The sequence below is a fragment of the Paraburkholderia sp. BL9I2N2 genome, from assembly GCF_004339745.1.
Lineage (GTDB): Bacteria > Pseudomonadota > Gammaproteobacteria > Burkholderiales > Burkholderiaceae > Paraburkholderia.
Genome location: NZ_SMGP01000002.1, coordinates 1170374 through 1184563, shown reverse-complemented (window position 1 = coordinate 1184563; position 14190 = coordinate 1170374). Strand labels below are relative to the sequence as shown.

At 59.4% G+C, this 14190-nt stretch carries 10 protein-coding genes; 6 read left to right on the top strand and 4 right to left on the bottom strand.

Annotated features, from left to right (window positions below; all coding sequences use genetic code 11):
- Nucleotides 1–206: 206 nt before the first annotated feature.
- Nucleotides 207–1367 carry an IS30 family transposase gene (locus B0G74_RS27200; RefSeq protein ID WP_132377191.1) on the top strand — a complete coding sequence of 387 codons (1161 nt, stop codon included), beginning with the start codon at nt 207–209 and terminating at the stop codon, nt 1365–1367.
- Nucleotides 1368–1732: 365 nt separating this feature from the next.
- On the opposite strand, the gene B0G74_RS27195 is transcribed toward B0G74_RS27200, so the two are convergent.
- Nucleotides 1733–2425: an alpha/beta family hydrolase gene (locus B0G74_RS27195; protein ID WP_132378106.1), complete on the bottom strand. Its 693-nt coding sequence runs from the start codon at nt 2423–2425 to the stop codon at nt 1733–1735.
- 774 nt (nt 2426–3199) lie between these two features.
- Between B0G74_RS27195 and B0G74_RS27190 the strand changes: the two genes are divergently transcribed.
- From B0G74_RS27190 to B0G74_RS27160, 5 genes are all read left to right on the top strand, one after another.
- On the top strand, nt 3200–5056 hold the full coding sequence (locus B0G74_RS27190) for a SagB/ThcOx family dehydrogenase (protein WP_165923930.1): 1857 nt from the start codon (nt 3200–3202) through the stop codon (nt 5054–5056).
- A gap of 966 nt (nt 5057–6022) precedes the next feature.
- Nucleotides 6023–6808, top strand: coding sequence for an acyl-ACP--UDP-N-acetylglucosamine O-acyltransferase (lpxA, locus tag B0G74_RS27180; protein ID WP_207915733.1), 786 nt, complete (start codon nt 6023–6025; stop codon nt 6806–6808).
- Between the two features lie 1079 nt (nt 6809–7887).
- Nucleotides 7888–8499: a TetR/AcrR family transcriptional regulator gene (locus tag B0G74_RS27170; protein ID WP_132378096.1), complete on the top strand. Its 612-nt coding sequence runs from the start codon at nt 7888–7890 to the stop codon at nt 8497–8499.
- 116 nt (nt 8500–8615) lie between these two features.
- A complete protein-coding gene (locus tag B0G74_RS27165) occupies nt 8616–9425 on the top strand; it encodes an oxidoreductase (protein WP_132378094.1) in 810 nt (269 codons plus the stop codon).
- A gap of 49 nt (nt 9426–9474) precedes the next feature.
- Nucleotides 9475–10476: an NADP-dependent oxidoreductase gene (locus B0G74_RS27160; protein ID WP_132379411.1), complete on the top strand. Its 1002-nt coding sequence runs from the start codon at nt 9475–9477 to the stop codon at nt 10474–10476.
- A 423-nt stretch (nt 10477–10899) separates the two neighbouring features.
- On the opposite strand, the gene B0G74_RS27155 is transcribed toward B0G74_RS27160, so the two are convergent.
- The 3 genes from B0G74_RS27155 to B0G74_RS27145 form a co-directional block, all read right to left on the bottom strand.
- Nucleotides 10900–11448, bottom strand: coding sequence for a hypothetical protein (locus B0G74_RS27155; protein ID WP_132378092.1), 549 nt, complete (start codon nt 11446–11448; stop codon nt 10900–10902).
- A gap of 895 nt (nt 11449–12343) precedes the next feature.
- Complete coding sequence (locus B0G74_RS27150; protein ID WP_165923929.1) at nt 12344–12619, bottom strand: DUF883 family protein; 276 nt, start codon at nt 12617–12619, stop codon at nt 12344–12346.
- A gap of 412 nt (nt 12620–13031) precedes the next feature.
- On the bottom strand, nt 13032–14147 hold the full coding sequence (locus B0G74_RS27145; RefSeq protein WP_132378088.1) for an alkene reductase: 1116 nt from the start codon (nt 14145–14147) through the stop codon (nt 13032–13034).
- Nucleotides 14148–14190 lie beyond the last annotated feature (43 nt).

Genomic DNA, 14190 nt, shown 5'->3' with positions numbered 1-14190 from the left:
GGGATGCGCGACGGGTCGCCATAATGAACGGCGCTTCTTGGCCGATTCGGTGAGATCGCCAACGACTGCTTAGGGGCACTCCATTTCGCGAATGCTGAGTGTGGCCGAGTGACCGGTTTCGAGAAAGTCGTCTGGCCGGAGTGGGTGGCGGATTCAACCGGTCGATGCAACACCTAGAATCTGCGTGAGCAGCGGAGGTGTTGCAAATGAAACAGCGACCGAGAATTCATTACTCCGAGACTCAGAAAGCGCTGATGTGGGACCGATGGCGCAAGGGCGACACGATTCATCAGATTGCCAAACTGTTCGATCGAGGCCATTCTTCGATTCAGCGGATACTATCGGAGACCGGCGGAATCCAGCCGCCGCAAAGGCACCGCGCGCCACAGGCATTGACGCTGGCAGAGCGCGAGGAGATTTCCCGTTCTCTGGTGTCGGGATTATCGATCCGGTCGATAGCGGCCAGGCTGGGACGCGCTCCTTCCACTATAAGTCGCGAGTTGCAACGCAACGGGGGCAGCCAAGGCTATCGGGCAAGCCAGGCGGACGCGATTGCCTGGGAGCGGGCACGTCGGCCGAAGGTCTGCAAATTGGTGCAAAACCAGACGCTGGCACGAGTTGTCGCTGCGAAGCTGAAGCTGCAGTGGTCCCCTGAGCAGATTGCTGGTTGGCTCAGACATGCGTACGCGGTCAACAAGGACTATCTGGTGTCGCACGAGACAATCTATCGGAGCCTCTATATTCAAGCTCGTGGCGCCCTGAAAAAGGAATTGCTCGAGCACTTGCGACGCTCCCGAACCATGCGCCGATCCCGTCATCACACACTGAAAACCGAGGACCGCACGAACATTCGCGACGCCGTGTCGATCAGTGAACGTCCCGCTACGGCGGAGGATCGGGCAATACCCGGGCACTGGGAAGGTGACTTGATTTATGGCAATGCTACCAGCCAGATTGCGACTCTCGTCGAACGTCAAAGTCGATTCGTGATGCTGGTGAAAGTAGCCAGCAAGAATTCTGAGGCTGTGGTTGACGCTCTGATACGACACGTCAGCAAGTTACCCAGGGAACTATATAAATCGCTGACCTGGGATAGGGGCTCGGAAATGGCCGACCACAACCGCTTTACCGTCGCTACAGACATTGAGGTCTATTTCTGCGATCCTCAACACCCTTGGCAACGCGGTTCGAACGAAAACACAAATGGGCTTCTGAGGCAATATTTTCCTAAGGGTACCGATCTCTCCGTCTACTCGCAGGCCAGACTGGATGCCGTAGCAAGGCGGCTCAACGAACGTCCCCGAAAAACACTAGACTTCGACACCCCGGCTGAACGATTTAACCAAATCGTTGCATCGACCGGTTGAATCCGCCGTCGATTTCAGGCGACCGCGTCGGCCAGTGACCGGCCAATGCGTGTCGTTCGACGCTCCGCCAGTCTGGCGCCGCCCGCACCCCTAAGCGGTCACTCACGGATCGACACCGCCGCCGGAGGCCTGTCGGCCAAATCAAAGCACATGCCCTACGCGATTTCCGGGGCGGATCACCGCAAGTGGATCTGACAAATTCACTCATTCGGCACTGGGAACACGTCGCTGACGCGACAGGTGTCGCTTATCGTTGCTATGCCAGAGACCAACTCCGGATAGCAAAGGGATTGAGCGGGCGAGTGCAGCACGGCGAATTCGCCGGCTCGCCGTCCCGACTCTGCTACAAGCATTCCTGCGCTTGCTCAGGTAACGGGCACGAACTCTCCTTCGGCGAAGAACCACGCCGACATCGTCCGTGCCAGTTCGAGCACAACCTGCGCGTCGGTCCGGCCGGAGGACGCGCGCACGTGGAACGAATGATCTGCGTCGTCCACCACATGCAGCGTGGCGCGTGACCCCAGCGTCCCGACAACCGACCTCAGCAGGTGAAGCTCGGCCAGCTTGTCGCGCGTGCCCTGCAGGAAGAGAATCGGCACCGTGACGTCCGCCAGGTGCCGTGCCCGCTCCACGCCGGGCGCGCCCGCCGGGTGCAGCGGGAACGCGACGAAAGCGAGGCCACGCACGCCGTCCAGCGGGGAGATGGCTTGGGCCTGGGACGTCATGCGGCCGCCGAACGACCTACCGCCCGCGAAGAGCGGCAGTGCAGGCAACCGCCGGCGGGCCTCTGCGACGGCTGTCTGCACGGCAGCATGTGCCACGGCCGGCGAGTCCACCCGCCTAGAGCCCCGCTCCATGTACGGAAACTGGTAGCGCAATGTGGCGACATTTGCCGCCGCAAGCGCGTCGGCCAATGACGACATGCCGGCGTGCTGCATGCCCGCCCCGGCACCGTGCGCGAAGACATACAGGGCTCGCGCGTCCTCCGGCGCTCGGAGGAGCGCAGAGACCTTGGTGCCGTCGGGGAGTGCCAGGGAAAGCGATTCTGGGTCGTCCATCGTATTCAGGTCGTGTCGTTGTGGCCTTTGCGCCGATTCTGCATCAATGAGGCATCGGGGAGCGTTTGGGGCGGCCTCCAGCAGGGCATTGCGAAAGCGGAGTTTGCCGGCCGATATCCATGGAGCGCGCGCCCATCGTGAACGGCGCCGCAGTCGCGATGTGCCGGTTGACGACCGCAAGCCCGATCTGTGGGCCGCAACGTCATCCGCGTTGAGACATCTGCGTAATAGCACGCCTGCATCATTGTCAGCGAGCTGTTACGACACTGCAATCAGCGTCAAAGGACGTTCTCGAAGGGCAGTTCATTTATCTGGCCCTTAGGAAGAGCATGTCCGGCTGCAGAAAGTTCTGGGTTCGGCCATTTTCTGCCTTTCGACTTTGCGCGTTGAACGGCCGGAGTCCGTGCAACACCTGCCGTTCGAGGCGTTGCTCGGCAGTTTCGAGAGCGGGTCGGACCGTTGGCGTAGGTTCTGTACATGGCTCACCAACAATGCTGTGCCGGTATCGAATCGAGTGAGCGGCTGGACCCCACGAGTAGCGCCGGTCTACCGGACTTCATTTTGCTTTTCATTTCCCTGCGCCGCTTTTTCGGTACGAATAACCGACGTAACGATTTCCCACGTAATCGTGAACAGTTCCGCACGCGCTCGTCGAACGCAATTTTGGCGGGATCAATCTCGTTCGGCGGCTTGACAGCCTGTAGCCTAGCCAGGCGGACAAGGATAGAGTTTAGGCTCCGCCGCGTTCCACATTCCAGCAAGGCGTGTCAGGACATGGTTTCAAAGATTATTTGGGTCCTATTGCCGCTTTCGATGTACGCACTGTATGTCACCGTGTCGACGTGGCGCGGACGGACACCGTCGCGTCAGGCGCTCAATGTGCAAACCAGCCTGCTGTTGATCGCCTACCTGTTGACGACGGCAAGTCTCGGTGTGTTCTGGGTGGCCAATCAGCAGTTGCCGGTGTTCGACTGGCACTACCTGTTTGGCTACTGCACGCTGCTGCTTGTCTCCGTGCACCTGATTTTCAACTTGCCGGCCGTGTTCCGCTGGCTGCGGCTCGCACCGTCCCAACCAGCGCAGCAGTCCACCCGCGGTGGCTGGCACGACCCGGTCGCGGTCGGCAAGGTGTTGACCGTCCTCGCCGCTCTCGGCATGGCGTTCTTCCTCGGCACGCGTCACGGCGCCAGCGAAGTGGCCGTCCGCTGGACCAACGCCGCCGAAGCCGGATCTGGCCCGGTCGATGCCGTGGCCCGCTATCACGAATTCTCGTCCGAGTCGCGCAGCCGCGTGTTCCAGCGCGCGCCGGGGGTCGAATGGGGTGCACCGCCGCCCGCTTTCAAGCGCTACCCCGACGTGCCGTACATCGCCCTAGCGCGCGACAGGACCCACGAGCGCAGCCTGAGCGACGCGCTGCGCGCGCCCTCGTGGCGCAAGCGAAGCCTGAGCGTTGCCGAGTTGGGCGAGATGCTATACCTCTCGGCCGGCATCACGGCGCGGCGCGGCGGCCTGGCGTTGCGCGCTTCGCCATCTTCCGGCGCGCTGTTTCCCAGTGAGCTCTATGTCCTGGCACGCAAGGTCGAGGGCTTGCCGGCCGGGCTTTATCACTACGACCCGGAGCACAATCGGCTCGACGCGCTGGGCGCTGCTCGGGCCGCGCTCGGCGCGCCTCAGGCAGACGGCGCCGACGCGGTCGTGGTGCTGACTGCGGTGTTCCGCCGCACCGGCTACAAGTACCGCGACCGGGCCTACCGCTATGCGGTTGCGGACGCTGGCCACTTGCTCGAGAATCTGCGGCTCGCGGGGCATCAGGCAGGAATGCGGGCGACGCTCGTCGCGCGCTTTGACGAGATCCTGGCCGCCAAGGCCATCGGTGTTGATGGCCTCGAGGAAGGCGTGCTCGCCATCATGGATCTGCGGCCCGCGGCCAGCGCCGTGGACTCCACCGGCGAAGCTTTGCGCGCGCGCTTCGCAGCGCCGCCGGTACCCTCCGGCCTGACAATCGGCGTGACAGGCATGGTGCACCGGGCCACGTCGCTGCAGCTATTGCCCGACGAGGTGGGCGCCGGGCACATCGCGCTACCGGCGCCTGAGCCCGCCGCCGCAGGCGTGACCGACACGATAGTCCAGCGGCGGAGCCAGCGGCGCTTCCTCGACGATGCGGTGCCGCTCGCGACGATGTCATCGATGCTGGCCGACATGGCGCTGCCGCCCCAGCTATCGGGCGCCATCCACATCAATCTGGTCGTCAATCGTGTCGCAGGGCTCCGGCCGGGCGTGTATCGCTACCTGCCTCAGCACGCGCTGGTACGCGTGCGCGACAGCGATTCCGCCGCTGCGGCTCAGGCGGCCGCATTGTCGCAGGATGTGATCGGCAACGCCGCAGTAGTGCTGGTGCTTTCCGCCGATCGCGCGCACATGCTGGCGGAAGGTGCGCGTGGATATCGCCATGCCTTTCTCGAGGCGGGGATACTGGGCGAGCGCTGGCTGCTAGGCGCGGTTGCCCGCGGCTTGGCCGCCTGCCCGGTGGGCGGGTTTTACGACGACGAAGCGGCGGCTCTGATCGATGTCGATGGGCAAAGGGAATGGGTGTTGCACTTCGCGGCGCTCGGCGCGTCGACGGGAACGTAGAAGGAGGCTCGCACATGCTGACGGTCGCGCTCGGGCCCACGCGCAGGTGCGCGAAGCGCATTTCGAGGGTATGACGGGAATCGCTCACACGCGCTGGGCGACACACGGCGCGCACTCCCCGACATGCGAGGCACGCCGAAAAGCGCTTCATAGGTGATCAGCGAACGACCGTGATCGATGTTGGCCGTCACTTTCGAGCCCGACACGCGACGTTCGCGCCAATCTCCCGGCTGGCAGCTTCGGGTCGGACTGCGCCTCCTGCGTTCGACAGAAGCCAGCCACGTGCCGGAACGAATTCTTCATCGACGTTATTGTCAAAGTAACGTTGCTGGACTTTCACACCATCATGAAGCCCTTATGCTTCGCAGCAGCCCTCATCGTGCTCACCGCCGGCTGCGCCTGGAGATCGTCGCCCCCGAACAATCAGACCGCCCAGCCGTCCGACACGGACACGTACATTCTGCACACTGCCGACGGTGCGACGCCCGGTTACTCCGCGTCAAAGCCACCGAGGCTCAGCGTCGGTGTCAGCTATCCCGACACGCAATTGATTCTGCCCTGGTTCCTCAATGACGTCATCTACTTGATTAACTATCGCTAGTCTGTCAGCGACTTGCTGCGGTGGGACTGGGAGCGGCTCCCAACCATCCTGTCTGGGGCTGGCAGCGCCGAACGGAGAATATGCCAGTGCGGCCCGGCTACGGAGGTTCGACGAAGCGGTGCGATCGGCGGTCGCTTGCAGTGGCCGGACTTCCGGATTCGGCCAGTTTCGGACAGTCGGGACATGCGCCATGATCGTCAAACAATCTCCTTGGGTTTCAGCTGTCGATAGTTAATTGAAAGCTGTGCGCCGAGCGAAATCGAAGAGTCATTTAGTCAGCCCGGAAAGCGAATCACAGCTTGCTGCTCAAGCATTTAATTTGAGCTAAAGTCCGATCCTAACCTTCCTCAGAGGCCACATTTGTGATTGATGAAACGGCTGTCATCCACCCGACCGCAGTTATTGAAGAAGGTGCCGTCATTGGGGCTCGCGTTCGCATTGGTCCCTATTGCTGTATAGGCGGTGACGTCGAGATTGGCGAAGGCACCGTCCTTAAGTCGCACGTTGTCGTAAGTGGGCACACCCGCATTGGCCGAGAGAACACAATCTATCCTTTCGCCACGATCGGGGAAGACAACCAGGACTTGAAGTACGCCGGAGAGCCAACTGTCGTGGAAGTGGGCGATCGCAACAGAATCCGGGAGAGTGTCACGATCCATCGCGGCACAGTCCAAGGAGGCAGCATCACCAAGGTCGGAAGCGACAACCTTCTGATGGTCAATGCTCACGTTGCCCACGATTGCATTGTTGGTGACCATTGCATTCTGGCAAACAATGCAACGCTAGGCGGTCACGTCATCGTCGATGATCACGTGATCATCGGCGGTATGTGCGCAGTCCATCAATTCTGCGTCATCGGAGCGCACGTTATGGTGGGAGGTTGTTCTAATGTCGCGCAAGATGTGCCGCCGTTTGTTATTGCTCAAGGCAATCACGCTTCACCTGTCGGAGTGAATACCACGGGGCTACAACGCCGTGGCTTCAGCAAGGAGGGGATACAAGCCATCCGGAATGCCTACAAGCTGCTTTACCGTAGCGGGAAGACGCTTGACGAAGCGAAACCGGAGATTGCTGAAATTGCAACAGCCCATGCCGAGGTTAAGCCTTTTTACGATTTTCTTGATCGCTCGACTCGCGGTTTGATTCGGTGAGGACGGGGCGGGCAATCTGCACCGCCTGAATGGCTGATTCTCGAAGAAACGGAAGGCTGGCGGGTCACCTTATCCGGGTTGCATGCGGCAGCACGCGGCCAACAACCGTCATTCGACGGCGGCGCCCATTTCGTCGACAAACCAAGTACATACTAGAACATGAAGTCACTTCTCCTTGCAGCGATAGCAGTGGCACTGAGTAATCCTTGCTGGTCGGTTGAACCTCCGAGTTCATCACCTGAGCAAAGTAGCTCGCAGAAGAGTGCGGTTGACGCTTTCGTCCGAGCAATCCAGAAGAGAATTGCCCCTCGAACAGGCGTCTTGGTCACAGAAGGCGACAAGAACACGGAGGCCGTCTTCCCCGTTGTCATTGACTCTGAGGGCAACGTACTGTCGATTTCGGTGAAAACATCAAGTGGCGACCCGAAATTCGACGCGGCCAGTATGGAGATCATCAGAAAGGCCGGGTTACCAAAGCCACCCGAAGGCGTCTCACTAAAATTCAATTTGGTCGTTCGCCCCGAGCACAGTACGCATGATCCGGACTATAAGTCCTTCCATACGAACTAACCGATCTGAGAACGCGGCTTGACTGGTGTCCAAAGCACTTTCGTCGTCGACAGTATGCCGCGAATCTATTGTCGACAGGGCGAGAAAGTCGCAGCGTTTGAATGACCGCTGCTGGGTAGCCTGAAGGTCTCTTGTGGGTCGGGAGTACGCACTGGCGACTGGCCGCTTCCGGCAAGCGGAATTCCAGTGGCCGCTTTCCGGCGATCAATTTTGAAGAGCGAATTGACACAACCCGACCCCTATTAGCCGTTCGGTGCCGCGTAGTCTATACGTCCGCTTCCGAGGCAAGGCGGTCACCCAGGTGTAAGCCCAACAAGAAATCGTCAGTTCGCTTGTGGTAGCCGGGAAGCGCGACTGCAAGACCTACCAAGACCTACCAAGACCACGGACATGAAACACCGAGCTCGGGTTCAGTGTCTTGAAGCGACTAGCGCGCGCTGACGCTGCCTAGTGGAGGTCTTGATCTGCATCGACATTACGCCGTTCTGCAAATTGTGCCGAAATGGTATATGATGACCATCATGCAAAAGTCATCGATTAAAAATCGGAAACCCGCCAGCCGCAAGGAAATCACACACGAGCGCATCGTCGAGGTTGCCGCGCGCGCGATTCGGCGCAGCGGCTATGACGGGACGGGCGTGGCAGACATCATGAAGGAGGCCGGCCTGACTCATGGTGGCTTTTATGCCCATTTTCCGTCGCGCGAGGCGCTGCTTGCCGAAGCTGCCGATCGCGCCGGCTTGGAGGCTGTGGCCCTGTCGGAGCAAATCGCAGCATCTGTGCCGCCGGAGCAGGCATTGCCGTCGATGGTGCGCGCCTATCTGTCGAAGGAGCATCGTGAAGCCATAGAAACGGGCTGCCCAGTCTCCGCTCTTGGCTCGGAGATGCCGCGCCAGGCGCCGGTCGTGCGACGCGCGGCCACCCGCCGCATCAAGGAGATGATCGATGTCGTTGCTCGTCAATTGCCAGATTGGGGGCAACCGGGCTCGCATGAACAGGCACTTATGACCGTTGCCACTATGGTCGGCACCATGGTGCTGGCACGCGCCGTCGACGACCCCAAGCTGTCGGACAGTTTTCTTGAAGCCGCATTGAAAAAATTCGCACCCGTTGAGGAGTAACTGCGCGCATCCGGCGTGTGTTTTTGCTGGACCATAAATATGATGATCATCATATTTCCGACAAGATAAACGCTCGACCAACCATGTAAAGACATTCCTCACTCCGGAAAGACATTATGAAAAACGGAATAGCGCTCGTGACGGGCGCCTCGTCAGGCATCGGCGAAGCCACGGCAAACGGTCTTGCGAAGGCCGGATACAAGGTCTATGGCACGAGCCGACGCAGCGCACAAGCCGGCCAGCGGACGTTCGAGATGCTGTCTCTTGACGTGACTAGCGAAGAATCAGTCGAAGCTGCCGTCAAGGAAGTACTGCGCCTAGACGGCCGCATCGACCTGCTGGTGAACAACGCTGGCTTCGGCGTCGCCCCTGCCGCTGCGGAAGAGAGTTCGCTTGACCAGGCCCGTGCGATCTTCGATACGAACTTCTTCGGGATTATCCGTATGACGCGCGCCGTATTGCCCCATATGCGGCGACAAGGTAGCGGCCGCATCATCAACATCGGCTCCGTGCTGGGTTTCTTACCCATGCCCTATATGGCGCTCTATTCCGCCACCAAGCACGCGGTTGCAGGGTATTCAGAGTCGCTCGACCATGAATTGCGCACAATGGGCATCCGGGTATCGGTTGTTGAGCCTGCGTACATCAAGACGCCTTTCGACGCGAACTTCATGGCGCCCGACGCCCCCCTCGACGAGTACCGCGAGGTGCGCTCGGCCGTGGATAAGCGAGTCAAGGAGGTGGTCGAGGGTGCTGACGGTCCCGAGATTGTGGCCGAGACCGTACTGCAGGCGGCTCTCGCGGCTCGTCCGAAACTCCGCTACGCAGCCGGTGGACTCGCCAGCCGTCTGCGATTGCTACGCAGATTTGCGCCCGCGGGCGTGGTAGACGCCGGCATCCGCAAAGATCTGCGGCTCACAACGTAGACGGAATTACTTAACGCAACGTGAAACTGGCAAGGAACAACGAACCATGATGAAGGCATTCGTCGTCGATCGATATGGACGCAAGAATGGCGTACGGGCCGGCGATATGCCGGTTCCGGAACTGCGTGAGGTCGACGTATTGATCCAGATTCACGCCGCTGGCGTGAATCCTCTCGATTCAAAGATCAGGGATGGAGAGTTCAAGCTCATTTTGCCCTATCGTTTGCCGCTGATTTTGGGCAATGATCTGGCCGGAGTTGTTGTCCGCGTCGGATCGCGCGTGCGGCGATTCAAGCCGGGCGATGAGGTCTATGCGCGACCGCACAAAGATCGGATCGGCACCTTCGCGGAATTCATCGCGGTCAAGGAAGACGGCGTAGCCCTCAAGCCCAAAACACTCACTATGGAAGAAGCGGCTTCAATCCCGCTGGTGGGCTTGACCGCTTGGCAAGCGCTGGTCGAAAAAGGGCAAGTGAAGAAAGGGCAAAAGGTACTGATACATGCCGGCTCGGGCGGCGTTGGCACCTTTGCCATTCAACTGGCCAAGCATCTGGGCGCGACCGTCGCGACGACAGCGAGCGCCGCGAATGCCGGATTGATGAAGCAACTTGGCGCGGATATCGTCATCGATTACAAGAAAGACGACTTTGCCGCCGTGCTGAAAGACTGCGACCTGGTGCTGGATACGCAGGGCGGAAATACGCTCGAAAGATCACTGCGAGTGCTCAAGGCGGGTGGAAAGCTCATCGGGATCGCCGGTCCACCCGATCCTGAATTTGCTAAACAGATGGGTGCCTCCTGGTTCCTGAAAGCGGCGATGCACCTTCTAAGCCATCGCATCCGAAAGGCGGCGAGACGTCATGACGTCAGCTATTCATTCCTTTTTATGCGTGCCGATGGAGACCAGCTAGGCCACATCGCCAAGCTCATCGAGGCAGGTGCAATAAGGCCCGTGATCGATCGGGTTTTCCCATTCGAGTCAACCCGGGAGGCTTTGGTCTACGTCGAAACGGGACGTGCAAAGGGTAAGGTCGTCATCAAGATCATATAGAAGAAGGTATATCTGTTTGTCTCCTCGCAGAGGCAACGGCGCTCGGTCGACGTGAATTTCTTGCAACGTGGAAGGTCACCGTCCGTTGTCGGTGCGGAGCCGACCTTCAAACGTCCGCAGAATAATCAACAGGAATGCCCGCTGTTGGCCGATTGTCGTCGGATGAGCAAGTGCGAGCCGGGACTGCGCTATAGAAGGCGCAATGAGCTAAGAGGGGAAGTTTCGCGTGCTACAGATCTGCTACAACAAGGGTAGCCATCCATATCTGACAGGCCTTGCGCCTATCATTCCACCTGAACTATCGCCGCCCAAGAAGGCGAATCCAAGTGACTTTGGCCGTCGAGCGAAGCCTCGGCTTCACGGTCTTCCCATTGCATCGGCTTGCAGCGGACTCTCATTAGTGAAAATGGCTGAGGTCCGTCGCTATTTGTTCGGAGCCGGTTGGACACTTTGTTCTGGTGGCGGTTCAGCACTGTCTTCCGGGGTCGGTTGGACTTCGTCTTCCGGAAGCAGCTCAATGCTCTGCACGGCGGGTGGCTGAATGCTCTTGACCACGACGGGCGGCTCAACGCCTGGCACCGGCGCGCTGTGCAGGTCGGTGCTCAAGCCGCTGCTCAGGCCCGTGCCGACGTTCGAGGTCGTGGTGCTTGCACTCTTGAGCACGCCGTGCGCATCGAACAGGAACACCGCCGCCGACGAGCGCGTGTCGGCACCGCCAACCAACGACCCGATGAACGGAAGAAAGCTCTCAGGATGCGGCCTCGACGTCACGAACGTGTAGACGAGCAACGTCGAACCGTCGTCCAGCGCAGTCTGCACCGACGCCGGGCCGAGCATGGCTGTCACGTCTTGCAGGGTCGTCACGCCAGGCCTGAAGCTCGACATCTGTTGAGGCCTCACTTCGACCCCGGCCGACATGCAACCGGCAAGCAGCGCGCCGCACAGCAGCCCAACTACCAGTCCATGTTTCATATTGCCCCCATATTGACAATTCTATGACGACGGCGTGTGGTCGGCACGCGGCGAGAAAAGCCAAGCACGCTAAGGGCGCTAGGTGGTGGTGGTCTGGTGGAACGCTCATCGGCAACAGTTCAGCGGTCGCCGAGGCGCATCACCCTTCCTGTCGCGTACCAAGGAGGACAGCAAGTCGGGGAGACGGCGCGTAGCCTTCGACGGGGCACCGGATTCAAGGCGGTGCGAACAATCGTGGAAACGACCGTCCGCAATTCACCGAGGTCCGGTCGTCCAACGGCGCAATGCAAATGTCTCTACCTGGGCCCGATTGTCGTTGGATGAGTGTGCGCGAGCCGGGACTGCATAACAGTTGGCTGATACTCTAGGAGCGGAGTTCTATGTGCTACAGATTTGCTACAGCAGGGGTGGTAACCCATATCTGACAGGCCTTGCGCCTGTCATTCCACCCCCTGAACTATCGCCGCCGAGAAACCCGGCAAAGTGACTTTGAACGACCCAGTTTGACCCACACGCCGCTCGACTGAGCAACGCCTCGACGGCAGCTCTCAAGTTGATACCAGTCTTTCGGCTGGTCACGTTGGTTGTCGAGCGGGCGCTTATTCCGGGCGCCTGGATGACCACCGCGCGTTGGCCAACGGGTGTGATTCACTATAGCGCCAGCTGAGAGTATTTCCATTTCTAGGGAGAGGGAGCGTCCTGAGATTCATCGGATCGCGTGCTCGAAAGCTGCGAAATCCGATACAAGCCTGGTTGGCCCCTGACCTTTGTCCGTGTTGCGGTGTTTGTGCTGCACGATTGCCGTGTCTCTGTTGTACCGCAGTTCGCTAACGCTCTCGCAGTCCTACATTTTTCAGACGCTTCCCAAACGGCTCATATGCGAGATCAACGCACGTCAGTCGCGATTGATCAGCAGACCTACCAGCACCCCAAAACCGGCCCCCATCCCGATGGATACCCACGGATACTCGTGGACGAAGTCGTCGGTCGCGCGGGCAGCGATTTTGCCGTTTTCGACCACCACGACCTGCACAGCCGAGGCCTTTTCCCTGGCGCCCTGCAGGCGTGCCAGCGCTTTTTCATGTAGTTTGGAAACCCTTTCGCTGGGAGCGCTTTCGGTCTGTGGGACCTGATTCCCCAAATCGGTGGACTCGGCATTGGCATCAGACATTATTCTCTCCATGTTGGTTTACAAGTGAACACGTCCGGATACGTGAAGCTAATTGCATGTTGACACGCAATTGTGGCGTTGCAATTGGACCTTAGTCCTAGTCCGCCTACCATCCGGTCAGATGGCTGCCAAGCGGATAATAATGACGATCAAACGTCCGCAAGTTTCAGCGTCCGCTGATGTTCGAACGTCAATCTCGCCACGCCGGCGCTGGTCGGATGAATACGCGAGAATGCGACGCCCGTCCGAATATCCGCATGTTTCATGCTCATCGGTCATCCGAATGTTCCCACGACTGCGCGGGCCAACGGCCGCTGATGGCCGCCAAACGATGTTGCACGTACCAAGTCAGTTTGGCTCTATAGAGAGTGCAGTATGTTAATCTCGCTCAATGACCGGGGTTTTACCCTCCTCATTGATCTATTGCACTCTGACCGTTCATCCGCGGCCAGTTGGAATATCCGTTCGCGTCTCCGCCATACCAATATTCCTTTGGCGCTTCGGCTAGTGGAGCGCCTGTCCTGAGGCGCTCGACCAAATCCGGATTGGCAATGAACGGCCGTCCTATGCTGAACAGATCGGCGTCTCCCGCAGCCAGTGTTTTTTCGGCTAGGGCGAGCGTGTATTGATTGTTGGCGATGTAGGCGCCTTTAAAGCGCTTGCGCAGGTCAGTGAAGCTGATGCCTTCTGACGCTTCGCGGCTCAGTTGAGTCACACCCTCGATGTCGTGTATATAAAGCAATCCGAGGCGTGACAACGCGTCTACATATGCACCGTATGTCTCCATCGTATTGCTGTCGAGCGGTGTGTCACCCGGGGTCGTAGTGACTGGCGAAATGCGGATGCCGACGCGGTCTGCGCCCCAAACATCGATAACGGCTTTGACGACATCGAGTGGGAAACGCAATCGATTCTCTACCGAACCACCATACCTGTCCGAACGATGATTCGTGCTGTCGCGAATGAATTGTTCGAGTAGGTAATTATTGGCCGAATGCACTTCGACACCATCGAAGCCGGCAAGCTTCGCGTTTTCCGCAGCACGGCGATATTCCTCGACGATCAACGGGATTTCGTCCGTCGCGAGCGCACGAGGCGTGACAAAATCTTTCATGCCATCCTGGACGCGGATCTGTCCCGCCGGTTTGATCGACGACGGTGCGACAGGCAGCGCACCGGCATGTATATCGGGGTGTGACATCCGTCCCGTATGCCAGAGCTGCAGGAAGATCTTGCCCTCTCGGCGATGCACTGCCTCGGTCACGTGTTTCCACGCCTTAATGTGTTCGCTAGTCCAGATCCCCGGCGTGCGGGGGTAGCCACGCGCTTGTGCCGAGATATTTGTTGCCTCCGTGATGATTAGACCTGCATCAGCGCGCTGCGCATAGTAATCGGCGGCATAGTCAGGCGGCACACCGGCATCGTCCGAACGACTGCGCGTCATTGGTGCCATCACGACGCGGTTCTTTAGGAGCAAGCCGCCGATCGTAGCCTCTTGCAAAATAGGACTGGATTTAGAGTTAGACATGGTTATCCTTCGAGAATTGATCGCTTGGTTTTCGATGAGATGG

Coding starts and splice junctions, on each gene's coding strand:
- B0G74_RS27200 (WP_132377191.1), top strand. CDS start 207: ATGAAACAGCGACCGAGAATTCATTACTCCGAGACTCAGAAAGCGCTG.
- B0G74_RS27165 (WP_132378094.1), top strand. CDS start 8,616: ATGAAAAACGGAATAGCGCTCGTGACGGGCGCCTCGTCAGGCATCGGC.
- B0G74_RS27150 (WP_165923929.1), bottom strand. CDS start 12,619: ATGTCTGATGCCAATGCCGAGTCCACCGATTTGGGGAATCAGGTCCCA.
- B0G74_RS27170 (WP_132378096.1), top strand. CDS start 7,888: ATGATGACCATCATGCAAAAGTCATCGATTAAAAATCGGAAACCCGCC.
- B0G74_RS27160 (WP_132379411.1), top strand. CDS start 9,475: ATGAAGGCATTCGTCGTCGATCGATATGGACGCAAGAATGGCGTACGG.
- B0G74_RS27155 (WP_132378092.1), bottom strand. CDS start 11,448: ATGAAACATGGACTGGTAGTTGGGCTGCTGTGCGGCGCGCTGCTTGCC.
- B0G74_RS27145 (WP_132378088.1), bottom strand. CDS start 14,147: ATGTCTAACTCTAAATCCAGTCCTATTTTGCAAGAGGCTACGATCGGC.
- B0G74_RS27195 (WP_132378106.1), bottom strand. CDS start 2,425: ATGGACGACCCAGAATCGCTTTCCCTGGCACTCCCCGACGGCACCAAG.
- B0G74_RS27190 (WP_165923930.1), top strand. CDS start 3,200: ATGGTTTCAAAGATTATTTGGGTCCTATTGCCGCTTTCGATGTACGCA.